The organism is Patulibacter ginsengiterrae (genome assembly GCF_056269115.1).
Genome location: NZ_JBWDOG010000014.1, coordinates 56793 through 77827, shown reverse-complemented (window position 1 = coordinate 77827; position 21035 = coordinate 56793). Strand labels below are relative to the sequence as shown.

Here is a 21035-nt window from a genome sequence, read left to right as displayed (position 1 = left end):
ACGAGCCCTCAAGTTCGCCGGGGACCCGCCGATCACCGGAGCGTCCCACGGAGGGGACATTTCTCGCATCCACGGATGGATGACGTTCCGACGGACCCCTACCGTGAGCCTGATCGACCCCACGCAAAGTGCGCTCAACAGCGCCATTCAGGGCGCTTCCACGCGCCACCAGCTGCTGGCAGGCAACCTGGCCAACGTCAACACCCCCGGCTACGGAAGACGCGACGTCGACTTCCACGGCGCGCTCCGCGCGGCGATGGCGGAGGGGACGACGGAGATCTCCCTGACCCCGACGGTCGAGGCCTCGATGGTCGCGGCCGACGGCAACGGCATCGACCTCGACCGCGAGTCCGCCGAGCTGGCCAAGAACGCGCTCGACCAGCAGGCACTGGTGTCGGTCGCCCGCAACCGGCTCGAGACCGTGATGGTCGCGATCACCGGGAGCGCCCAGTGACCGGCATCTTCGGGGCGATCGACGTCAGCGCCTCCGCGCTGACCGCCCAGCGGGTCCAGCTCGACGTCAGCGCCGAGAACCTCGCCAACGCCCAGACCACGCGGACCGCCGAAGGCGGCCCGTACCAGCGCAAGACCGTCGTGCTGCGGACGGCCGAGGCCGATCCCCGCTTCGGGACCGTCCTCGCCGGCGCGATGCAGCGCGGGGGAGTGGCCCCCGCGGGCGTCGAGGTCGCCGGGATCGTCCCGCACCCCGCCCCGCCGCGGCTGGTCTACGACCCCGGCCACCCCGACGCCAACCCCGAGGGCTACGTCGAGATGCCCGCCGTCGACTCCGTCACCGAGATGGTCGATCTGATCGCCGCCTCCCGCGCCTACGAGGCCAACGTCACCGCCATGCAGAGCTCCAAGCAGATGTTCGCCCGAACCCTCGAGCTGCTCCGATGATCGTCCCGATCGATCCGAGCATGGTGCTCGGCTCCGACGCCGCGATCGGCGGCGTCGCCCCGATCACGCCCCCGGTCACCCCGGCCACCGGCGCGACCGAGGGCGGTGCCTCGTTCGGCAACTCGCTGACCTCGGCGATCCAGAGCCTCGAGTCGACGCAGGCCGCCGGCGCCAAGGCCGCGACCGAGCTCGCGACCGGCACCGCCGTCAGCACCGAGGCCGTCGTGATGGCCGTCGAGAAGGCCAAGCTCTCGATGCAGATGGCGTCGACGCTCCGCACGCGCGGCGTCGAGGCTCTCAGCGACATCCTCCACACCCAGATCTGAGGACGACGTACCCGTGCCGTTCCCGAAGGTCCTCACCGCGCTGTCCACCCGCGGCCGGATCGTCGTCGGCGCCGCCGTGCTGGCGGTCGTCGTCGTGGCCTACCTCATGTTCTCGCTCGCTTCGAGCCCGGGCTACACCACGATCGTCAGCGGACTCGATCCTGCCCAGACGGGCAAGATGACCGCCGCCCTCGACGAGAAGGGCGTGCGCTACGAGCTGCAGAACAACGGCACCGCGCTCGCCGTCGAGAAGCGTGACGTCGGCAACGCCCGGATCGCCCTCGCCGAACAGGGCGGGGTCGCGGGCGGTGCCGTCCAGCCCGGCTTCGAGATCTTCGACAAGCAGAAGATGGGCAGCAGCCAGATGCAGCAGCAGGTCACCTACCAGCGTGCGCTGGAAGGTGAGCTGGCCCGGACGATCGGTCAGATCCAGGGGGTCAGCTCGGCCTCGGTCCAGCTGGTGCTGCCCGACGCCAGCGACGCGCTGCTGAGCGAGGACGCGCCGCAGGCGAGCGCCGCGGTGCTGCTGTCCGGCGCCGAGAGCCCCGAGCCCGCCGCGATCCAGGGGATCGCGCGGCTGGTCGCCTCGAGCGTCAAGTCGCTGAAGCCCTCGCGGGTCACGATCACCGACGGCGGCGGACGGCTGCTCTGGCCGACCAGCTCCGGTGACGACGCCGCGGGCGGTGCCAGCGGCGCGCTCTCCAAGCAGGCCGCGGCGAGCCGCTACCAGCGCAGCATGGAGAGCAGCCTCAGCTCGGTGCTGGCCCAGACCGTCGGACCGGACAAGGCCCGCGTGCGGGTCAACGCCGACGTCGACGCCGACCAGGCGTCCGAGGAGCAGCTCCGCTACGGCCGGCGCCAGGTGCCGCTGAAGGAGACGACCTCCGACGAGACCATGCGCGGCGGCGGCGGAACCGGTGGCGCCTCCGGCGCGGCGGCGAACGTGCCCGGCTACGCCGCGGCCGCGACCGCCGCTGGTGGCCGTTCCAACTACAGCCACAAGACCGGCGAGCGCGAGTTCGGCGTCGACAAGACCGTCACCCGCCGCAAGCTGGCGGCCGGCGGGGTCAACAAGCAGAGCGTCGCCGTGATGGTCAGCGACAGCGTGCCCGCCAGCCAGATCCCGGCGATCCGTTCGTCGATCGCGGCCGCCGCGGGGATCGACACGGAGCGCGGCGACGAGCTGACGGTCCAGCGGATGGCCTTCGCGCCGCCCCCGGCCGCCGACGGCAGCCCGGCGATCCCGGGCGACCTGCTCACCAACCTCAAGTGGATCGCGCTCGCGCTGGCGATCATCGCCTTCCTCGTGCTCGTCGCCCGCCACCTGCGCAAGCGCGAGCAGGAGGCCCTGGCCTCGCCGGTCTGGCTGAGCGAGATCGAGGCCCCGCCGCGTTCGCTGCGCGAGCTCGAGGCGGAGCGGGACGCGGCCCGGCCGCAGCCCGTCGCCGCGCTCGAGATCCCCGGGACGCGCAAGCAGATGGAGGACCTCACCGATCGGGATCCCGACCGGGTGGCCCAGCAGGTTCGTCACTGGATGACGGAGGACTAGATGGCGGTCGTGAGCAGTCCCGAACGGTTCGACGAGGATTTCGAGCTCGTCGACGGCTTCCCCGTGGGGCCGCCGGACGTCGGTCCGCCCAAGCCCCTGCTCAAGCTCGGGGGCCGGCGCAAGGCCGCGATCCTGCTCGTGTCGCTCGGCGCGAGCCGGGCGGCCGAGGTCTTCAAGCACCTGCGCGACGACGAGATCGAGTCGCTCTCGCTGGAGATGGCCAAGCTCGGCCAGGTCCGGCCCGAGCACGTCGACGGCGTCTTCGACGAAGCCGCCGCGATGACGATGGCGCTGCAGTCCTACGCCGAGGGCGGGGTCGAGTTCGCCCGCGAGGTGCTGGAGCGCTCGCTCGGCGTCGAGCGGGCCGAGGAGATCATCGGCCGCCTGGCCTCGGTGATCGAGAAGCGCCCCTTCGAGTTCCTGCGGCGGACGCCGCCGGAGCAGGTCGTCGCGTTCCTGCGGGCGGAGTCGCCGCAGACGCGCGCGTTGGTGATCGCCAACCTCCACACGCGGCTCGCCGCGCCGGTGCTCGCCGCGCTCGATCCCGAGGAGCAGGCCGACGTCGCCTGGCGGGTCGCGACGATGAGCGAGACCAACCCCGAGGTCGTCAAGCGGATCGAGAGCGTCGTCCGCGGCAAGCTCGCCAACGTCGTCTCCGCCGACTACCAGGCCGCCGGCGGCGTCCAGTCGCTGGCCGACATCCTCAACCACACCGACCGCCCGACCGAGCGCAACGTGCTCGACGCGCTGGCCGAGACCGACAGCGCGATCGCCGAGGAGGTCCGGCGGCTGCTGTTCGTGTTCGAGGACGTCGCCGGACTCGACGACCGCTCGATCCAGATGGTCCTGCGCGAGGTCGACCAGCGCGACCTGGCGCTCGCCCTGCGCGGCGTCGACGACGGGGTCCGCGACCGGATCCTCAGCAACCTCTCCCAGCGTGGGGCGCAGATGCTCCGCGAGGAGATGGAGTTCCAGCCGCCGCAGCTCAAGCGCGTGGTCGAGGAGGCCCAGGGCCGGATCGTCGGTGCCGTTCGCCGGCTCGAGGAGTCCGGTGCGCTCGTGATCGGGCGCGGCGACGGGGACGACGTGGTCTGATGCACGGGGTTTCGATGAACACTGCCGCGGAGTTCTCGTTCCCGGCCCTCGAGCGGCCGGTGCCGCCGCCGACGGTCCGGGAGCTGACCGACGAGTTCGCCAACGCCCGCGCCGAGGCCGCGCAGATCCGCGAGGACGCGCGCGCCGCCGGCTGGGCCGAGGGCCACGCCGCAGCGACCGTCGAGGTCCGGGCCGCACTCGAGCCCGCGACTCGCGCGCTCTCCGACGCCCTCCGCGAGGCCGTCGCCCAGAGCTCGCGGATGGCGGAGACGCTCGAGCGCGAGGCCGTCGAGCTGGCGCTGCTGCTGGCCGAGAAGGTCGTGGCCGAGGCGGTCCGCTCCGAGCCGGCGCGCGTGCTCGACGTGATCCGCGGCGCGCTCCGCGGCGTCGTCGAGCGTGAGCGGCTGACGATCCTCGTGCACCCCGACGACCTCCAGCTGGTCCGCGACAGCATCGACGCCGTCGCCACCGAGATCGGCGGGATCGAGCACTGCGACGTCCAGGCCGAGCGCCGGGTCGGTCGGGGAGGCGCCGTCCTGCGGACGGTCGAGGGCGAGGTCGACGTGCGGCTGGAGGCGAAGCTCGAGCGGGCCGGCGAACTGCTGCGCGAGGCGCGCACGTGATCCCGGTCGACGTCGCCGACCTGCCGATCGAAGGACGCCTCGGAGGGCTCGCGCAGACCCTTCGCGACGCCGACCTCGGTCGCCGCAACGGACGCGTCGTCGACGTGATCGGCCTGGTCGTGGAAGCGACCGGGCTCCGGGCCGAGATCGGCGAGCTGTGCGAGATCCACGTCGCGCGCGGCAGTGGGCGGGGCTCGGCGTCACGCGGCCCCGCCGGCCGCGGTCCCGTGCCGATGGAGGTCGTCGGCTTCCGCTCCGGGCGGACCTTGCTGATGCCGCTCGGCGAGCTGGCCGGCGTCGGGCCGGGGACGACCGTGACCGCGACCGGGCAGCCGTTCCGCGTCGACGTCGGCGACGGCCTGCTCGGACGGGTGCTGGACGGGCTCGGGGCGCCGATCGACGGCGGCCAGCAGCCCGCCGGGACCCCGCGGGTGACGATCGCCGCACCGCCGGAGCCGCTGAGCCGCCCGCGGATCGCCGATCGCGTCGACCTCGGCGTGCGCGCGCTCGACGGCCTGGTGCCGTGCGGGCGGGGCCAGCGGCTGGGGATCTTCGCCGGCTCCGGCGTCGGCAAGTCCTCGCTGCTGGGGATGATCGCCCGCTCGACGACCGCCGACGTCAACGTGATCGCGCTGGTCGGCGAGCGTGGCCGCGAGGTCCGCGAGTTCATCGAGCGCGACCTCGGCGACGCGCTTCCGCGGTCGGTGGTGGTCTGCGCGACCTCCGACCAGCCGGCGCTGGTCCGGATCCGGGCCGCGCACACCGCGACCGCGATCGCCGAGCACTTCCGCGACCAGGGCCAGAACGTGGTCCTGATGATGGACTCCGTGACCCGCTTCGCGATGGCCCAGCGCGAGGTCGGCCTGGCGATCGGGGAGCCGCCCGCGACCCGCGGCTACACGCCGAGCGTGTTCGCCCAGCTGCCGCGACTGCTGGAGCGCTCCGGGACCTCGCCGCTCGGCTCGATCACCGGGCTCTACACCGTGCTGGTCGACGGCGACGACATGAACGAGCCGGTCGCCGACGCGGTCCGCTCGATCCTCGACGGGCACGTCGTGCTCAGCCGCGAGCTGGCGCACCGCAACCACTATCCGGCGATCGACGTGCTTCAGAGCGTCTCGCGCCTGGTCGGCGAGGTGACCACGCCTGAGGCCCGAGCCGCCGCCGGCCGGGTCCGCGGCCTGATGGCCGACCTCAACGACCGTGCCGACCTGATCGCGATCGGGGCGTACCAGGCGGGCAGCGACGCCCGCACCGACGCGGCGATCGCGATGCGCGACGAGATCGAGGCGTTCCTCCGCCAGGACGTCGAGCAGGCCTCGAGCGCGGCCGACGCCGACGCCGGCCTGATCGCGCTCGCCGACCGTGCCGAGCAGCTGCTCGCGACGCCCGAGCTGCACGCGGTCGCCGCATGAGCGATCGGGTCCAACATCCGTCCGGCGGCGCGCGTCGAACCGGTCGCGCCGCCGATCACGCCAGCGTGACCTCTGGCTTCCGCTTCCGCCTCGAGCCCGTGCGAGCCCTCCGTGAGCGCGGGGAGGAGCGTGCCCAGGGCGCGCTCGCCGCCGCGCTCAGCCGCGAGCAGCACGTGCGCCTGGCGTTGGCCGAGGCCAGCGAGCAGTCGCGCGACGCGCGCCGCAAGGCGACGCCGCGGACCGACGTGCGGGTCAGCGGCGCCGAGCTGCGCGCCGCCGCGGTCTGGATCGACCGGACCGGCCAGCAGCAGCAGGAGCTGGCGCTCTCGCTCGACCGCCACGTCCACGACAGCACCACCCACCGCGGGCTGCTGACCGAGGCCGCCCGCGAGCGCCAGGTGCTCGAGCGCCTGCGCGAGCGTCAGCAGGCGGCCCACCGGGCCGAGCAGGGCCGGATCGAGCAGGCCGAACTGGACGAGGTCGCCCTCGTCCTCCACCGACGGAAGTCCGCATGAGCATCGCCGAGGTCACCACCCGGGTCGCCGAGGTCACCAATCGCGTGGCCGAGATCCAGGCCCTGGTCCAGCAGGCGATCGCCTCGGCGAACGCCACGCGCGTGACGCCGACGGCCGCCAGCGACGGCTTCGCGACCAACCTCCAGACGGCGCAGACGAGCCAGGCCACCCAGGCCGCGGCGCTCGCCGGGACCGAGCCGGTCACGTTCGGCGCCGCCGGCCTGACCGGGGCCCCGGCCGCCTACGCCGCCCGCAACGGCACGGTCGGCGGGCTTGGCGGGGTCGGTGCGCCGACCGGGGGCAGCGACGGCGGGCAGTACGCGCAGATGATCCAGGCGGCCGCCGCGCGCCACGGGATCGACCCGCAGGTCTTCACCAACCTGGTCCGCCAGGAGTCCGGCTTCGATCCCGGAGCCGGCAGCTCGGCGGGCGCCCAGGGCCTCACCCAGCTGATGCCCGGGACGGCGGCCAGCCTCGGCGTGACCGACCCGCTCGATCCGGCCCAGTCGCTCGAGGGCGGGGCCAAGTACCTGCGCCAGCAGCTCGACCGCTTCGGGGGCGACTACCCGAAGGCGCTGGCCGCCTACAACGCCGGCCCTGGTGCCGTCGAGCGGTTCGGCGGGATCCCGCCGTACGCCGAGACCCAGCACTACGTGCAGACGATCCTCGGCACGGGGCGGAGGGCATGAGCAGCGTCGCGCGGATCGACCCGCGCCCGCCGGTCGCCGCTCCGGGTTCCGGCCCGGCCGAGTCGCGCACCGGCGGATCGTCGTTCGCCTCGCTGCTCGACGGCGTGCTCTCCGGACAGCCGTCGGCGGAGCGCCCGGCGCTGCGCGAGGCCCGCGGGCCGCTCGACGCCGACCCCTCCGCCAACCGTGATCCGCTGGCGACGACCAGCCCCGTCACGCCGACCGACGGCGCCGAGGCGCCCGCCACCGGGACCCCCGGCGGCGCGACCGGCGAGGGCGAGCCCGCGGCGCCGGTCACCGAGCCGACGGCCACGCCGGTCGTGGCCGAGTCGGTGGTCGCGACGACCGTCCTGCCCCCGGCTCCGGTCTCGCCGCTGACGCCGCCTGCGACCGGCGGCACTCCGGTGCCGACGGTGCCCGGGACGGCACCGACGGCCGATCCGGCCGTGGTGCCGACGCCGCCGGGCGGGGCCGCCCCGACCGGCGCGACGGCGCCCGCGCCGAGCACCCTCCCGGGGCTGCCCGTCAGCGCCAGCGACGCGCCCGCGGGGGAGACCCCCACCGCGGGCACCACGGCGCCGCGGCCGGCGGAGACCCCGGTCGGTGGCAGCGTGCCGCAGACGGCCACCCCGGCCGGCGAGCCGGCTACGCCCCAGGCGACCGTGCCGACGACCGACGGACCGGCGGCCGGTGCCGACGACGGCGCGGCGCCCAGCGATCGCACCACCACCACCACCACCGCGAGCACGAGCTCCGCCAACGGGTCCGCCACGGCCACCGGTCCGGCGACCGGCACCGGTACCGGTGCCGGGAACGGCGCCCACTCCGACGGCGGCGCCCGCGACGAGCGGCCGCCGACCCCGTCGGCCGCGCCGGTGCCGACCGCGGCAACCGCCGCCGACGAGGCCACCCGCAGCGCCGGGCAGGGCTCGACGGCGACCGCGGCGCCGACCGTCGCCGGCCCGGCGGCCGTCGCCCCGGCGGCCGGACCGGCCCCGGTCGATCCGCTCGCCGCCGCGGCCGCCCGTGCGCTGCCGACGATCGCCGTCGCCGTCGAGCTGCTGGCCCGTCGCGGGGCGACGCTCGCCCGCCTCAGCCTGCGGCCCGAGGCGCTCGGCGGGATCGAGATCGTCCTCCGCCAGACGACCCGCGGGCTCGACGCCAAGCTGACCGCCGACGGCAGCGAGACGATCCGCGCCCTCCAGCAGGCCGGCGACCAGCTCCGCCGTCAGCTCGAGTCCCAGGGCATCGCCGTCCTGCGGGTCGAGATCGGCGAGGCCCGCACCGACGGCGGCCAGCGGTCGCCCGACCACGACCGCGGCGGCGACCGCTGGTCCGGTCGCTCCGGCAGCGCCCGCGTCGACCTTCCGCTCGACCACACCGAACGCCGTACGTCCGTGGAGCTGCCCGACGGGTCGCTCGTGGACGTGCTCGCTTGAACGAGGACCGATGAGCACGATTCCCCCCACGAACCCGGCGGTCGGCGCGGCCGCCAACGAGAACCAGGCCGCGTCCCCGGCGAACGGCAACATGCAGGCGAAGGCGACCTCCGGCGGGTTGGGGAAGGACGACTTCCTCAAGTTGATGGTCACGCAGCTGCGTCACCAGGACCCGATGAACCCGGTCGACGACACGCAGTTCCTCGCCCAGATGGCGCAGTTCGCCACCCTCGAGCAGATCACCAACGTCGGTGACTACTCGGCGCTCCAGCTCGGCGCCCAGGCCACCGCCCAGGCGCTCTCGCTGAGCGGCAAGACCGTCACCTACGTCGACGCCCAGGGCAAGACCCACACCGGCGTCGTCGAGCGCGTGGTCTTCGACAAGGGCGCGGCGACCCTGACGGTCAGCGGCGTCGCCGGCATCTCCCCGGCCGCGGTGACCGAGGTCGCCGAGACCCCCTCTTCCCCCGAGAACGCCCCCGGCGGCTCGGTCCCCACACCCCCGGCTGCCGGTGACCCGGCGCCCGTCACCCCCTAAGGAGCACGATCCGATGATTCGCGGCATGTACAGCTCTATCAGCGGGCTCAAGGCCCACCAGACGCTGCTCGACGTCACGGCCAACAACCTGGCCAACGTCAACACGATCGGCTACAAGGCGTCGCGGGCGACGTTCTCCGACTCGCTCTCGCAGCAGATCCGTGGCGCGTCCGCGGGCACGGCGGGGACCGGTGGCACCAACGGCCTGCAGGTCGGGCTCGGTGTCAAGGTCGCCTCGATCGACAACCTGATGGGCGGCAGCTCGACCCAGACGACCGGCAACCCGCTCGACGTCTCGATCCAGGGCGAGGGCTGGTTCACCGTCTCCAGCGGTACCCCGGGCGCTCCGCTGCCCGCCGCCGACGCGCGCCAGTACACCCGCGCCGGGGCGTTCACGACCACCAACGACGGCTACCTGGTGACGCAGGAGGGCTACTACGTCCTCGGCTTCCCGCCCGCCCCCGCCGGTGGTCCGAACACGGCCGCGGGACCGGGCTTCATCCAGATGCCGGCGAAGGCGTCGGACGTCTCGATCGCCGCCGACGGCTCGGTCAGCTACGTCGACCACTCGGGTGGCCCGAACGACGGCACCCGCCAGGTGGCGGGCTACCTCGCGGTCAGCCGCTTCTCCAACCAGTCCGGACTCGAGCGCAACGGCGGGTCGCTGTGGTCGGCGACCGCCAACTCCGGCGCCGCCGTGACCGGCACCCCGGCGGTCGACGGCAACGGCGCGATCATGGCCGGCGCGCTCGAGATGAGCAACGTCGACCTGGCCAGCGAGTTCACCACGATGATCTCCGCCCAGCGCGGCTTCCAGGCGAACTCGCGGGTGATCTCGGTGGTCGACGAGATGCTCCAGGACGTCGTCAACATGAAGCGGTGAGCATCCCGCTCGCTTCGGCGTGCGCGTCGCGCGTCCGTCCGGCGGGTGGGCGGGCGCGCCTGTCCGGCCGGCGGGCGCGCTCGCGGGCGCGGCGGTCGTGCCCGCGGGGTCGCTCGTGATCCTGCTGCACCGGCTGGCCCGCGAGCCCGAGCCGTTCCACCTCAACCCGGACCTGGTGGCGACCGTCGAGGCCCACCCCGACACGATCATCACGTTGACGTCCGGGGTCCGGATCCCCGTCACCGAGACGCCCGACGCGATCCGCAATGCGATCGCCGCCTGGCGCAGCGGCCTGCTGATCGACGCGCTCCGCGCGGTCGGGCTCGACAGCTCGGTCGTGTCGTTGAATCGCGCCCGCACCGATCGCTGAAGTTCGGCCGATCGCTGAAGTTCCGGTGGGTGCCGCCGATCACCAACGGTGATGAAGGCATCTACCGGAATCGGGATCGTCGTCGCCGTCGTGGCTATCCTCGGCGGGGCGATGGTCGAGGGCACGTCCCTCGGCACCCTGATGAACATCCCCGCGATCGCGATCGTGATCGGCGGTACGACTGGGGTCACGCTCGCGGCGGTCGGGATAGACGTCTTCAAGCGGATGCCGTCACTGGCCCGCCGCGCGATCACCGGCGAGACCCAGGACCTCGCCGGGCGTGCGACCCAGCTCGTCGGCTTCGCCGAGCAGGCGCGGCGCGACGGTCTGCTCTCGCTCGAGAGCGAGGTCAGCAAGATCGACGACCCGTACTGCCGGAAGGCGATGCAGCTGGTCGTCGACGGCACCGAGGCGGAGGCCTTGCGCTCGGTGCTCGAGTCGGAGATCGACGCGATGGCCGCCCGTCACGCGACCGGCGCCGGCGCCTTCGAGAAGGCCGGCGGGTTCGCCCCGACGATCGGCATCATGGGCGCGGTCCTCGGCCTGATGCACGCGCTCGGCTACCTCGACCAGCCGGCGATGCTCGGCGCCGCGATCGCCAGTGCGTTCGTGGCGACGCTGCTCGGCGTCGGGATCGCCAACGTCGCCCTGCTCCCGATCGGCAACCGCCTCGCGGCGATGTCGCAGGAGGAGCAGGAGCTGCGGGAGCTGACGATGGAGGGCGCGCTGGCGATCCAGGCGGGGGAGAACCCGCGGATCATCAGCGAGCGGCTCGAGACCTTCGTGCCGCCGGCCCTTCGTGGCTCGGCCACGAAGGACGAGGTTCCGTCGATCGACGACGCTCGCCGGCGCCGAGCCGCATGAGCCGGCGGCGGTCCGGCCGGCGCGGCCAGCAGGTTGCTCCCGCCAACCACGAGCGCTGGCTGCTGACCTACGCCGACATGATCACGCTGCTGATGGCGTTGTTCATCGTCATGTTCTCGGTCTCGGTCGTCGACCAGCAGAAGCTCGACATCGTCTCGCGGTCGTTCCAGCAGGCGTTCAACGGCAAGGTCCTGACCGGCGGTGGCTCGATCCGCGAGGAGCCGACCGGCGACGGCGGCCCGAAGCAGCCGGTCGAGCAGATCGCGGCGATCGCCCCGTTCGTGCCCGACTTCGCGAAGGACGACAAGCGCCGGGTCGAGGAGCGGGCCGCCGCCGCCGGCCGCGAGGAGCAGGAGCTGATCGAGCTCAAGCGGAGGATCGACGAGGCGATTCGCGAGCGTGGACTGAACGCGCGGGTCGAGGCGACCGTCGAGCGCCGCGGCCTCGTGATCCGCGTGGTCACCGACGACGTCCTTTTCGCCTCCGGCTCGGCCGCGCTCCAGCCGGGCGGCCGCGAGCTGCTCGCCGGGATCGCCCGCGTGCTGCGCGTCGACACGCGTCACCCGATCGCCGTCGACGGGCATACCGACAACGTGCCGATCTCGACGGCCCGCTTCCCCGACAACCTGGAGTTGTCGGCCTCCCGGGCGACGAGCGTCGCCCGGTTCCTGATCGGACGCTCGCTGGCCCCGTCGCGGTTCGCCGCCACCGGCCACGGCGCCCAGAAGCCGCGGGTCAGCAACGACACCGATACCGGACGACGGACGAACCGTCGCGTCGAGATCGCCCTGACCCGGCTCGAGACCCCAGTTTCCCCATCCCCCACCGTCGGTCCCTGATGCTCAAGAAGAAGTTGTTGATCATCGCCATCGTGGTCCTCGTGATCGCGGGTGGCGCGTACAAGTTCCTGCTCTCGAGCGCGGACGCCGGTCCGCGCAAGGTCGACGGCAGCGTCTACGTGCTGCCGAAGGAGTTCCTGATCAACCTGAGCGACGGGCGCTACGCGAAGCTGACGGTCGCGCTGCTGCTGCGGGACGACCCGGCTGCGGCCGAGGGCGAGGGGACCCCGCCCGAGGGCTACGGCAGCCTGCCGGAGGAGGCCGTCGTGCGCGGCATCGTGACCGACGTCGTCGGGGCCGCCGACGGTCCGGCGCTGAGCAGCTCCGGCGGGCGCGAGAAGGTCAAGCGGACCCTGCGCCGGCGGCTCACGCAGAGCACTGATCTGCAAATCAACGACGTCTTCTTCCCTGACGTCACGGTCCAGTAGGAGCAGCTGTGGACACCACCGAATGGGCCGCCGACGAGGAGTTGGCGCCGGAGCCGCGGGCCGGTGAGGTCGTCGACGACCTCACCCGTCTGCACGACGTCCCCGTCGAGCTGTCGGTCGAGATCGGCCGCACCGTGATGACCCTCGGGCAGGCCCTCGGCCTCGGCCCGGGCGCGATCGTCGAGCTGCGTCGCTCGGCGGGGGAGCCCGTCGACCTGCTGGCCGGCGGCAAGCCGATCGCCCGCGGCGAGGTCGTCGTGGTCGACGAGGAGTTCGCGCTCCGGATCACGGAGATGGTCGTCGACGGTGTCGGTAGCCGTGAGGGACTGGACGCGGCGGACGCCGTCGCGCCCGACGAGGCCGAGGCCGGGTTGGCGTTCGCCGCCGACCTGCCCGCCGTTCCGGCCGCCGACGACCCTCAAGCCGGGCCGCTGCCCGCCGATGACCAAGGCGCATGACCCGCGGAGCCCGTCGATGACCACCACTCACGAACCCCAGCAGTTCGTCGCCTTCACCTTCGGCGCCGAGGAATACGCGCTGCCGATCGCCCAGGTCCAGGAGATCATCCGCTACACCGAGCCGCGCTCGGTGGCGGCCTCCGACGCCGGCGTTCGCGGCGTGATCGCCCTCCGGGGCACGATCGTCCCCGTCCACGACGTCGGACACCGTCTCGGCCTGCCGGTCGAGATCGAGTCGCCGACCAAGATCGTGATGGTCGACGCCGGTGACGGCCCGGTCGGGATCGTCGTCGACGACGTGACCGAGGTCCTGACCGTCGACGACGAGTCGATCGATCGTCCCCGCGCGGCCTCGCCCGCGGTCGCCGGCGTCGCTCGCGTCGGACAGCGGCTGGTCGTCCTGCTGGACGCCGTCGCGCTGCTGCAGGGTGCCTCGGCCGTCGTCCTCGACGACGCCACGGCCGAAGCCGTCGTGGCCTCGGTCGCGGACGCGGCCGACGCCGTCGTGGCCTCGGTCGCGGACGCGGCCGACGCCGTTCCCGCCGCCTAGTCCATGGCCTCGACCGCTCCGATTCGCGTCGCGCTGGCCGACGACTCCGGCCTGATGCGGGCGCTCGTCGGGCGCGCGCTGGAGGACGCCGGCTTCACCGTCACCGGGCGCGCTCGGGACGGTGCCGAGGCGCTCGCGCTGCTGCGCGACGTGCGTCCGGACGTGCTCACGCTCGACCTGACGATGCCGGGGATGGGCGGACTCGAGGTCCTGCGGCGGATGGCCGCCGGCGAGGCGCCGGCGGTGCCGGTCGTCGTCGTCTCGGCGTTCTCGCCGTCCGAGGGCGCGACCGCGATCGCCGCCCTGACCGCCGGCGCCTTCGAGCTCGTCGCCAAGCCGGCGGCGGGCGAGCTGCTGGCGTTCACCGCCGAGCTCGAGGCGAAGGTCCGGGCCGCCGCCGAGCGCAGCCGCGCGAGCCGCGCGGCCGCCCGCGAGCGCCCGTCGGCCGTCCGTCCGCCGGCCCCGCGGCCACCGGTCCGCGCAGCCCGTCCCGCTCGGGCCGGTCGCGCGAAGGTCGTCGTGATCGCCTCCTCGACCGGTGGCCCGCGCGCGCTCAGCGTGCTGCTGCCGGAGCTGCCGGCGCCGCTCGGCCGCGGTGCGGTCGTGGTCCAGCACATGCCGGCCGGCTTCACCCGCTCGCTCGCCGAGCGGCTCGACCGCAGCTCCGCGCTGAACGTGCGCGAGGCCGTCGACGGTGACCGACTCGAGCCCGGCGCGGTGCTGGTGGCCCCGGGCGGCCAGCACCTGCGGGTCGACGAGGGTGGCGGCGTGCGGACCACGCTCGAGCCGCCGGTCGGCGGCCTGCGGCCGCGGGCCGACCACACGATCGCCGACATCGCCCGCTGCTTCGGCGAGCGGGTCCTGCTCGTGGTCCTGACCGGGATGGGTCGCGACGCCACCGACGGCGCGCGCGAGGTCCGGCGGCTCGGCGGACGGATCCTGGTCGAGTCGGCGGAGACGTCGACGGTCTACGGGATGCCGCGCTCGGTCGCCGAGGCCGGTCTCGCCGACGCGATCCTGCCGCTTCCCGAGCTGGCCGGCGCGATCGCCGAGCACGCCGGTGGCCCGGCCGTCGCCCGGAGCGCACGATGAGCACGGCCCCGGCGCTCGCCGGCGACGACTACCTCGTGTTCTGCCGCGGGGTCCAGACCCTCAGCGGGATCGACCTCAGCCGCTACAAGCGCGCCCAGATGGAGCGCCGGATCCGGGCCCACGCGGACCGTTGCGGGACGCCCGACCTGAGCGCCTACCTGCGGCTGCTGCGGCGCGACGGCGCCCAGCTCGACTCGTTCCTCGACCGCGTCACGATCAACGTCTCGTCGCTCTGGCGGAGCCCGGAGCAGTGGACGACGATGGCCTCGCGGCTGGTCCCCGAGCTGGCGACCGAGGGCCGGATCCGGATCTGGAGCGCCGGCTGCTCGAACGGCGCCGAGGCGTACACCGCCGCGGCCGTCTGCCGCGACGCGGCCCCCGGCGTCACGGTCACCGTGCTCGGGACCGACGTCGACCGCCGGGTCGTCGAGCGCGCGAAGCTCGGGGTCTTCACCGAGGCCGATGCCCGGACCGCGCCACGTGCGGCACTGGAGCGGCACTTCGAGCGCACCGACGACGGCTGGCGGGCCAACGACGCGCTGCGGCGCGGCGTCCGCTTCGAGACCAGCGATCTGCTCACCGAGCCGATCCGGCGGGCCGCGTTCGACATCGTCATCTGTCGCAACACCGTCATCTACTTCGTCCCGTCCGACCGTGACGCGCTGCACGCGCGCCTGGCGGCGGGGCTGCGTCCTGGCGGCTATCTCGTCATCGGCCCGACCGAGCGCGTCGCCGCGCCGGCCGAAGCCGGTCTCGAGCCGGTCGTTCCCTTCATGCTGCGGCGGTCCTGAATCGTGGATGTTGCCGATTACCTTCCGATGTTCCTGGCCGAGGCGCGCGAGCACCTCCAGGAGCTGAACGTCGCGATCGTCGAACTCGAACGGGGTGACGGCGACGCCGGCACCCTCGAGGCGATCTTTCGCGGTGCCCATTCGATGAAGGGCATGAGCGCGGCGATGGGCTTCGCCGCGATCGCCGCGGTCACGCACGCGATCGAGGACGCGCTGGAGCCGCTGCGTGGCGGCGCGACCGCCGAGCGTCCGCTGGTCGACACCCTGCTTGCCGCGCTCGACGAGATCGACGCCGCGATCGGGCGGATCGAGGACGGCGCCGACGAGGGGCTGGATCCGGCCCCGCTGGTCGAGCGGTTGCGGGCGTCCGAGGCCGGTGCCCCGGCGGCCGAGCCGGTCCCGGCGACCGCCGACGAGACCGCGGTGCCCGAGAACGGGACGACCGACGACGCGCCCGAGGACTCCGACGACGCCGCTGCCGGCGACGAGGCGGCCACCGACGCCGCCGACGAGGACGCCGCCGACGAGGCCCCGGAGCTTCCGCAGATCCCCGCGATCCCGGCGACGGTCGCCGCGGCCGCGGACGGTCGCCCACTGACGTACGTGCTGGCCCGGCTCGACGACGCGGTCTCGATGCCGGCCGTCCGGGCCTACATGGCCCTGGCCGCCTGTGGGGGCCACGGCGAGGTCGTCGGCTCGACGCCGGCTGCCGATGCCGTAGACGACTTCGGCGGGCGCGAGATCCGGGTCTGGATCGCCGGCCCCGAGGCCGACCAGCTGGCCGAGATCGAGGCGGCCGTGTTGCGGGTCAGCGACGTCGCGACGGCTGCCGTGCAGGCGGTGCCGGCCGACACGCCGGTGGCCGCCGACGACGAGCCGACGGCGCCCACCGCGGCGAGCGGTGGGGCCACCAACGGGGCCACCGCGACCGCGGCCTCCCCGGCCAACGGCGCCGTGACCGGCAACGGCAACGGCGCCACCCCGGCAGCAACCACCGCCGCCCGTGCGACCCCGGACGCCGCGCGTGCTCCGCGCCGTGCGACCGGGGCCGACCATCCCCGCCGCGCCGCAAGCGTCCGCGTCGACGCCGACCGGCTCGACGCGCTGATGCACCGGATGGGCGAGCTGGTCGTGCACCGGACCCGGATCGAGGCGCTGGCCGAGACCGTCGACCACCTCGAGCTCCAGACCGCCCTCCAGGACATGCAGCGCTCGTCGCACGCGCTCCAGCAGATGGTGATGCAGGTCCGGATGGTCCCGGTCGAGGCGGTCCTGGTCCGGCTGCCGCGACTGGTTCGCGACCTCGCGGGCCAGCTCGGCAAGCGCGTCGAGCTGCGGCTCGAGGGCCAGGAGACGGAGCTCGACCGGACCGTCGTCGACGCGCTCGGCGACCCGCTCGTGCACCTCGTGCGCAACGCGCTCGACCACGGCCTCGAGGATCCTGCCGCCCGCGTCGCCGCCGGCAAGTCGGAGACCGGGATCGTGACGATCTCGGCCCGCCAGGCCGGGGGACAGGTCGTGATCGAGGTCGCCGACGACGGCCGCGGGATCGACCCGCGCGCGGTCGCCAAGCGGGCGCTCGAGCGTGGCGTGATCGACGAGGAGCAGGCCGCGTCGCTCGACGCCGCCGGTGCCGTCGAGCTGCTCTTCGCGCCCGGCTTCTCGACCGCGATCACCACCAGCGACGTCTCCGGGCGCGGCGTCGGGATGGACGCCGTCCGGACCGCCGTCGGCGAGCTCGGCGGCGACGTCGCGATGAGCTCGGTCCCCGGCCAGGGGACCACCACCCGCCTGCGCCTGCCGCTGACCCTCGCGATCACGTCGGCGCTGCTGGTCGACGTCGCCGGGCAGCCGTTCGCGGTCCCGCTCGACCGCGTCGAGCGGATCGTGCGGCTCGACGACGACTCGGTCCGCTCGGTCGCCGGCAGCGCGGTGCTGCTCCAGGCCGAGAGCTCGGTGCCGCTGCTCGACGGACCCGAGACGCTCGCGACCGCCGACGCCGCCGAGACCCCGTACGCCCTGCTGCTGCGGGGCCGCGACGGGGTGATCGCGATGAGCGTGACCGACCTGGTCGGCCAGCGCGAGCTCGTCACCCGGCCGATGCCGGCGAGCGCGGTTCAGGACACCCCCGTCGCCGGCGGGGCCGTCCTCGCCAACGGCCAGATCGCGCTGATCGTCGACGTCGACGCGCTCGTCCCCGATCCCGTTCGTGCCGATCCACGGCTGGCCGCAGCCCCAGGGAGCATCCGATGACCGTTCCGAACTACACCGAGCTCCAACGGGACGCGCTCGGCGAGCTGGCCAACGTCGGCTGCGGGCAGGCGAGCACGGCTCTGGCCCAGATGCTCGGTCGTCGCGTCGATCTGTCGGTGCCGCAGGTGCGGGCGCTCGACCTCGCCGACGCCGTCGAGGCGCTCGGCCCGGCCGAGGAGATCGTGACCGCGGTCGTGCTGCCGGTCCGTGGCGACCTGGCCGCGGCCGTCCTCCTGGTCTTCTCGGCCGACGACGTGGTCAGCCTCTGCACCCTGCTCGGGGTCGACCCGACCGACGACGCGATGGCGAAGTCCGCCGTCAGCGAGATCGGCAACATCCTCGGCACCGCCTACCTGAACGCGGTCGTCGCGCTGGGCGGCGGCGAGGCCGAGCCCGAGCCGCCCGTGACCGTGACCGACATGCGCGCCGCGCTGGTCTCGTCGGCGCTGGCCGCGAGCCCGGTCGCCTACGACGCGGCGATCGTCGTCGACTCGCAGCTGCACGTCGCCGGCGAGCGTTGCGAGCTGGCCTTCGTGCTGCTGGCGGGCACCGCCGACATCGAACGGCTGCTCCAGCGGATCGGGCTGGGGACGTAGTGGGCGAGACGATGGTCCGGATGGGTGAGCTGGCGACGGTCCGTGGCAACGGCGGCGTCCTCTGCACTGTCGGCCTTGGCAGCTGCGTCGGCGTGGCGCTGCTGGACCGGGTCCGTCGGGTCGCGGGGCTCGCGCACGTCGTGCTGCCCGCCGCCGACGGTCGCGAGGATCCGGGCGGCAAGTTCGCCGACACTGCGGTGCCCGCGCTGCTGCGCCGGGTGACCGCGAACGGTGGCCACCGGCCGCGGCTCGAGGCCGTGCTCGTCGGCGGGGCGCGGATGTTCCCGCCCCGTCAGGGCGGCCCCGCCGTCGAGATCGGCGACCGCAACATCGCGGCCGTCCGGCAGGCGCTCGACAAGGCCGGGATCCCGGTCGTCGACGACGACGTCGGTGGCTCGAAGGGGCGGACGCTGCGCGTGCACGCCGACGGGTGCGTGCGGGTCAAGCAGGTCGGCGGCGTCGAGCGTCGCCTGACGGGAACGGAAACGGCATGAGCGAGAGCCTCACGCAGGAAGCGATCACGGCGCTGGTGGCTGCGGCCCGGACCGGCGCCCTGAACGAGCCGGACAACAGCAACGGCGGGCGCCGCGCGCGGCGCGTGCGCCGGGTCGACTTCACCCGCCCGACCAAGTTCAGCAGCGACCAGGAGCGCCGCACGCACCGCGCGGTCGACGCCTTCTGCCGCTCCGCCACGACCCGGCTCTCCGCCGAGCTGCGGACGCAGCTCGAGCTGGAGGTCATCGACATCGACCAGCTCGGTTGGTCGAGCGCCCACAGCGGTCTCCCGCGCGAGGCGATCGGCGCGACCCTGCTGACCGGCGGGCGCCGGGTGCTGCTCGCGGCCGAGCAGGCGTTCGTGCTCTCGGCGGTCGAGCGGCTGCTCGGCGGCGACCGTCCGCCGGCGGCCGGCCGCCGGCTCGGCGACATCGACTGGGCGCTCTCGCGGCTGCTGTTCGAGCTGTTCGTGTCGCAGCTGAGCCCGGTCTGGGAGGAGCTCTGCGGCGTGCCGATGGAGCTGGTCGGGCTCGACTCGACGGCTGAGACGTCGCACCTGGCGTCGGTCAGCGAGCCGACCCTGGCCGTCACCGTCGAGGCCCGGATGCTCCGGCGCAGCAGCACGATCGTGCTGTTGATCCCGTACGTGGCGGTGGCCGGCGCGGTCGGCGGCTTCAGCGGCGAGCACCACGGCGTGCTCCCGGACGAGGACAGCCGTGGTGAGGCCGACGCGGCCGTCCGTGGCGTCTCCGTCGACGTCCGTGCCGAGGTCGCCCGTGTGCGCCTCTCGCTCGGCGATGTCAGTGCGCTGCGGCCCGGTGACGTGCTGCGGCTCGACGCATCGGTCGAGCAGGGCGTCGTGCTCTGCGCCGACGAGGCCGTCGTCTTCCGCGGCCACCCGGGCCGGCTCGCGGCCCGCCGCGCCGTCCAGATCACCAGCCCCGCCGAGGTGAACCCGTGAGCGTGATCGCCCGCGTCCTGCGTGAGTTGGGGGCCTCGACCGCTGCGGCGGCCGCGGTCGCCCTCCGCACCTACGCGCCTGACGACGTGATCGTCGGCGACGTCCGGGTGCTCGACCCCGACACCCATCCGTTGGCGGGCGTCAGCTTCCCCGCCGTGGCCACCGACGTGCAGTACGTCGATGGCGTCACCGGCGGCAACGTCTTCGTGATGACGCCGACCGGCGCCCGCCGGCTGGCCTGCGCGATGACCGGGGCCGACCCCGACGCCGGCGAGGTCGACGGCCCGCTCGACGAGCTGGAGCGCTCCGCCGTCGGCGAGGCGATGAACCAGATGATGGCTGCGGCGGCCGCTGCGACCAGCGGCGTGCTCGGGATCGAGGTCGAGATCTCACCGCCGCGCACCAAGCACCTGACGGTCCCGCGGGATGCGGACGGGCTCTACGAGCCGGCCCCGCACGCCGCGACGATCGCCTTCTCGGTGCTCGGCGAGCCGTGCCGGCTGGTCCAGCTGGTGCCCAACGCGATCGTCGTCCGGATGGCCCGGGCGCTCGACGACCGTGGGGCCGAGCTGCAGGGCAGCGGCAACGGCGACGCCACCTACGAGCCGGTCATGTTGACCGCGGCGACGATGGTCGACGTCGAGGTCGACGTCTGGGTCGAGCTGGGGCGTACGCGAATGCCGGCCGGGCAGCTGGTCGGGACTCCGGCCGGGGGCGTCGTCGCCCTCGACCGGCTGGCGGAGGACCCCGTCGACCTCTACGTCGGCGGGTTGCCGTTCGGGACCGGACGGCTGGTCGTCGTGGACGGCAGCGAGTGGGCGGTCCGGATCGAGACCGTCAACGGGATCAACAGCGAAGAATCACAAGGAGAGGGATCCTGATGGCCAGAGTGCTCGTCGTCGATGACGCCGCGTTCATGCGCAAGATGCTGGGGGACGTGCTGGTCGGTGCCGGCCACGAGATCACCGGCGAGGCCGGGGACGGCGCCGACGCGGTCCGCAAGTACCAGGAGCTGCGACCGGACCTGGTCACGATGGACATCACGATGCCCGAGAAGGACGGGCTCGAGGCGCTCCGCGAGATCATCGAGATCGACCCGGCGGCGCGCGTGATCATGTGCTCCGCGCTGGGCCAGGAGTCGCGTGTCCTCGAGTCGGTCAAGCTCGGCGCCCGCGACTTCGTGGTCAAGCCGTTCTCGCCCGGCAGCGTGCTGACCGCCGTCGAGAAGGCCCTGGCCTAGGAACACGGGACGTCCTACCGCCGGTAGTTGGTCCTCAACTTCTGTTGGCTCCGGCCGATGGAGGGACGTGACCGACCCACCAGGTCGTCCGCGTGACCGGTCGGTCGCGTGTCCGGTACCCGGACG

At 73.9% G+C, this 21035-nt stretch carries 26 protein-coding genes; all 26 read left to right on the top strand.

The window, feature by feature from the left end; all coding sequences use genetic code 11:
* The first annotated feature begins 103 nt into the window (after positions 1–103).
* Complete coding sequence (locus tag ACVUH9_RS17025) at positions 104–454, top strand: flagellar basal body rod protein FlgB (RefSeq protein WP_475759024.1); 351 nt, start codon at positions 104–106, stop codon at positions 452–454.
* Positions 451–900 (top strand): flagellar basal body rod protein FlgC, encoded by a 450-nt coding sequence (gene flgC, locus ACVUH9_RS17020; protein WP_475759022.1) that lies wholly within the window; start codon positions 451–453, stop codon positions 898–900. Before ACVUH9_RS17025 ends, flgC begins: the two co-directional genes overlap by 4 nt.
* Positions 897–1226 (top strand): flagellar hook-basal body complex protein FliE, encoded by a 330-nt coding sequence (gene fliE, locus ACVUH9_RS17015; protein ID WP_475759020.1) that lies wholly within the window; start codon positions 897–899, stop codon positions 1224–1226. The genes flgC and fliE overlap by 4 nt, the downstream gene beginning before the upstream one ends.
* A 13-nt stretch (positions 1227–1239) precedes the next feature.
* Positions 1240–2775, top strand: a complete 1536-nt coding sequence (gene fliF / locus ACVUH9_RS17010; protein WP_475759018.1) for a flagellar basal-body MS-ring/collar protein FliF — start codon at positions 1240–1242, stop codon at positions 2773–2775.
* A gap of 9 nt (positions 2776–2784) precedes the next feature.
* On the top strand, positions 2785–3870 hold the full coding sequence (gene fliG / locus ACVUH9_RS17005) for a flagellar motor switch protein FliG (protein WP_475759017.1): 1086 nt from the start codon (positions 2785–2787) through the stop codon (positions 3868–3870).
* A 14-nt stretch (positions 3871–3884) separates the two neighbouring features.
* Positions 3885–4493, top strand: a complete 609-nt coding sequence (locus ACVUH9_RS17000) for a FliH/SctL family protein (RefSeq protein ID WP_475759016.1) — start codon at positions 3885–3887, stop codon at positions 4491–4493.
* Positions 4493–5908 carry a FliI/YscN family ATPase gene (locus tag ACVUH9_RS16995; RefSeq protein ID WP_475759087.1) on the top strand — a complete coding sequence of 472 codons (1416 nt, stop codon included), beginning with the start codon at positions 4493–4495 and terminating at the stop codon, positions 5906–5908. The genes ACVUH9_RS17000 and ACVUH9_RS16995 overlap by 1 nt, the downstream gene beginning before the upstream one ends.
* Before the next feature lie 65 nt (positions 5909–5973).
* Positions 5974–6423 carry a flagellar export protein FliJ gene (gene fliJ / locus ACVUH9_RS16990; protein ID WP_475759014.1) on the top strand — a complete coding sequence of 150 codons (450 nt, stop codon included), beginning with the start codon at positions 5974–5976 and terminating at the stop codon, positions 6421–6423.
* The gene (locus ACVUH9_RS16985) at positions 6420–7112 is read left to right on the top strand and encodes a lytic transglycosylase domain-containing protein (RefSeq protein ID WP_475759013.1); all 693 of its coding nucleotides are present in this window, start codon (positions 6420–6422) and stop codon (positions 7110–7112) included. Before fliJ ends, ACVUH9_RS16985 begins: the two co-directional genes overlap by 4 nt.
* Positions 7109–8551: a flagellar hook-length control protein FliK gene (locus ACVUH9_RS16980; RefSeq protein ID WP_475759011.1), complete on the top strand. Its 1443-nt coding sequence runs from the start codon at positions 7109–7111 to the stop codon at positions 8549–8551. The genes ACVUH9_RS16985 and ACVUH9_RS16980 overlap by 4 nt, the downstream gene beginning before the upstream one ends.
* A gap of 10 nt (positions 8552–8561) precedes the next feature.
* On the top strand, positions 8562–9089 hold the full coding sequence (locus tag ACVUH9_RS16975) for a flagellar hook capping FlgD N-terminal domain-containing protein (protein ID WP_475759009.1): 528 nt from the start codon (positions 8562–8564) through the stop codon (positions 9087–9089).
* 25 nt (positions 9090–9114) lie between these two features.
* Positions 9115–9972, top strand: a complete 858-nt coding sequence (locus ACVUH9_RS16970; RefSeq protein WP_475759007.1) for a flagellar hook-basal body protein — start codon at positions 9115–9117, stop codon at positions 9970–9972.
* Between the two features lie 19 nt (positions 9973–9991).
* Positions 9992–10342: a flagellar FlbD family protein gene (locus ACVUH9_RS16965; protein WP_475759005.1), complete on the top strand. Its 351-nt coding sequence runs from the start codon at positions 9992–9994 to the stop codon at positions 10340–10342.
* Positions 10343–10393: 51 nt separating this feature from the next.
* Complete coding sequence (locus ACVUH9_RS16960; protein WP_475759003.1) at positions 10394–11206, top strand: flagellar motor protein; 813 nt, start codon at positions 10394–10396, stop codon at positions 11204–11206.
* A complete protein-coding gene (locus tag ACVUH9_RS16955; RefSeq protein WP_475759001.1) occupies positions 11203–12045 on the top strand; it encodes a flagellar motor protein MotB in 843 nt (280 codons plus the stop codon). The genes ACVUH9_RS16960 and ACVUH9_RS16955 overlap by 4 nt, the downstream gene beginning before the upstream one ends.
* Positions 12045–12473, top strand: a complete 429-nt coding sequence (locus tag ACVUH9_RS16950; RefSeq protein ID WP_475758999.1) for a flagellar basal body-associated FliL family protein — start codon at positions 12045–12047, stop codon at positions 12471–12473. The genes ACVUH9_RS16955 and ACVUH9_RS16950 overlap by 1 nt, the downstream gene beginning before the upstream one ends.
* Before the next feature lie 8 nt (positions 12474–12481).
* Positions 12482–12931 (top strand): flagellar motor switch protein FliN, encoded by a 450-nt coding sequence (locus ACVUH9_RS16945; RefSeq protein ID WP_475758997.1) that lies wholly within the window; start codon positions 12482–12484, stop codon positions 12929–12931.
* Positions 12932–12947: 16 nt separating this feature from the next.
* The gene (locus ACVUH9_RS16940; RefSeq protein ID WP_475758995.1) at positions 12948–13481 is read left to right on the top strand and encodes a chemotaxis protein CheW; all 534 of its coding nucleotides are present in this window, start codon (positions 12948–12950) and stop codon (positions 13479–13481) included.
* Positions 13482–13484: 3 nt separating this feature from the next.
* Positions 13485–14573 carry a chemotaxis-specific protein-glutamate methyltransferase CheB gene (gene cheB, locus ACVUH9_RS16935; RefSeq protein ID WP_475758993.1) on the top strand — a complete coding sequence of 363 codons (1089 nt, stop codon included), beginning with the start codon at positions 13485–13487 and terminating at the stop codon, positions 14571–14573.
* Positions 14570–15364 carry a CheR family methyltransferase gene (locus ACVUH9_RS16930; protein WP_475758991.1) on the top strand — a complete coding sequence of 265 codons (795 nt, stop codon included), beginning with the start codon at positions 14570–14572 and terminating at the stop codon, positions 15362–15364. The genes cheB and ACVUH9_RS16930 overlap by 4 nt, the downstream gene beginning before the upstream one ends.
* Positions 15365–15391: 27 nt before the next feature.
* The gene (locus ACVUH9_RS16925; protein ID WP_475758989.1) at positions 15392–17617 is read left to right on the top strand and encodes an ATP-binding protein; all 2226 of its coding nucleotides are present in this window, start codon (positions 15392–15394) and stop codon (positions 17615–17617) included.
* Positions 17614–18213, top strand: coding sequence for a chemotaxis protein CheC (locus ACVUH9_RS16920; RefSeq protein WP_475758987.1), 600 nt, complete (start codon positions 17614–17616; stop codon positions 18211–18213). Before ACVUH9_RS16925 ends, ACVUH9_RS16920 begins: the two co-directional genes overlap by 4 nt.
* Positions 18214–18233: 20 nt before the next feature.
* A complete protein-coding gene (locus ACVUH9_RS16915) occupies positions 18234–18707 on the top strand; it encodes a chemotaxis protein CheD (protein ID WP_475758985.1) in 474 nt (157 codons plus the stop codon).
* A complete protein-coding gene (locus ACVUH9_RS16910; RefSeq protein WP_475758983.1) occupies positions 18704–19669 on the top strand; it encodes a flagellar motor switch protein FliM in 966 nt (321 codons plus the stop codon). Before ACVUH9_RS16915 ends, ACVUH9_RS16910 begins: the two co-directional genes overlap by 4 nt.
* On the top strand, positions 19666–20550 hold the full coding sequence (locus ACVUH9_RS16905; RefSeq protein WP_475758981.1) for a FliM/FliN family flagellar motor switch protein: 885 nt from the start codon (positions 19666–19668) through the stop codon (positions 20548–20550). Before ACVUH9_RS16910 ends, ACVUH9_RS16905 begins: the two co-directional genes overlap by 4 nt.
* Positions 20550–20909, top strand: coding sequence for a response regulator (locus tag ACVUH9_RS16900; RefSeq protein ID WP_475758979.1), 360 nt, complete (start codon positions 20550–20552; stop codon positions 20907–20909). Before ACVUH9_RS16905 ends, ACVUH9_RS16900 begins: the two co-directional genes overlap by 1 nt.
* The last annotated feature ends 126 nt before the right edge of the window (positions 20910–21035 follow it).

Excerpts from the sequence above, each read along its gene's own strand:
- ACVUH9_RS16975 (WP_475759009.1), top strand. The coding sequence starts at position 8,562 with ATGAGCACGATTCCCCCCACGAACCCGGCGGTCGGCGCGGCCGCCAAC.
- cheB (WP_475758993.1), top strand. The coding sequence starts at position 13,485 with ATGGCCTCGACCGCTCCGATTCGCGTCGCGCTGGCCGACGACTCCGGC.
- ACVUH9_RS16980 (WP_475759011.1), top strand. The coding sequence starts at position 7,109 with ATGAGCAGCGTCGCGCGGATCGACCCGCGCCCGCCGGTCGCCGCTCCG.
- ACVUH9_RS17000 (WP_475759016.1), top strand. The coding sequence starts at position 3,885 with ATGAACACTGCCGCGGAGTTCTCGTTCCCGGCCCTCGAGCGGCCGGTG.
- ACVUH9_RS16955 (WP_475759001.1), top strand. The coding sequence starts at position 11,203 with ATGAGCCGGCGGCGGTCCGGCCGGCGCGGCCAGCAGGTTGCTCCCGCC.
- ACVUH9_RS16930 (WP_475758991.1), top strand. The coding sequence starts at position 14,570 with ATGAGCACGGCCCCGGCGCTCGCCGGCGACGACTACCTCGTGTTCTGC.
- ACVUH9_RS16970 (WP_475759007.1), top strand. The coding sequence starts at position 9,115 with ATGTACAGCTCTATCAGCGGGCTCAAGGCCCACCAGACGCTGCTCGAC.
- ACVUH9_RS16925 (WP_475758989.1), top strand. The coding sequence starts at position 15,392 with ATGTTCCTGGCCGAGGCGCGCGAGCACCTCCAGGAGCTGAACGTCGCG.
- ACVUH9_RS16920 (WP_475758987.1), top strand. The coding sequence starts at position 17,614 with ATGACCGTTCCGAACTACACCGAGCTCCAACGGGACGCGCTCGGCGAG.
- fliE (WP_475759020.1), top strand. The coding sequence starts at position 897 with ATGATCGTCCCGATCGATCCGAGCATGGTGCTCGGCTCCGACGCCGCG.
- ACVUH9_RS16950 (WP_475758999.1), top strand. The coding sequence starts at position 12,045 with ATGCTCAAGAAGAAGTTGTTGATCATCGCCATCGTGGTCCTCGTGATC.
- ACVUH9_RS16900 (WP_475758979.1), top strand. The coding sequence starts at position 20,550 with ATGGCCAGAGTGCTCGTCGTCGATGACGCCGCGTTCATGCGCAAGATG.
- ACVUH9_RS16960 (WP_475759003.1), top strand. The coding sequence starts at position 10,394 with ATGAAGGCATCTACCGGAATCGGGATCGTCGTCGCCGTCGTGGCTATC.
- ACVUH9_RS16915 (WP_475758985.1), top strand. The coding sequence starts at position 18,234 with ATGGGTGAGCTGGCGACGGTCCGTGGCAACGGCGGCGTCCTCTGCACT.
- ACVUH9_RS16910 (WP_475758983.1), top strand. The coding sequence starts at position 18,704 with ATGAGCGAGAGCCTCACGCAGGAAGCGATCACGGCGCTGGTGGCTGCG.
- ACVUH9_RS16940 (WP_475758995.1), top strand. The coding sequence starts at position 12,948 with ATGACCACCACTCACGAACCCCAGCAGTTCGTCGCCTTCACCTTCGGC.
- ACVUH9_RS16985 (WP_475759013.1), top strand. The coding sequence starts at position 6,420 with ATGAGCATCGCCGAGGTCACCACCCGGGTCGCCGAGGTCACCAATCGC.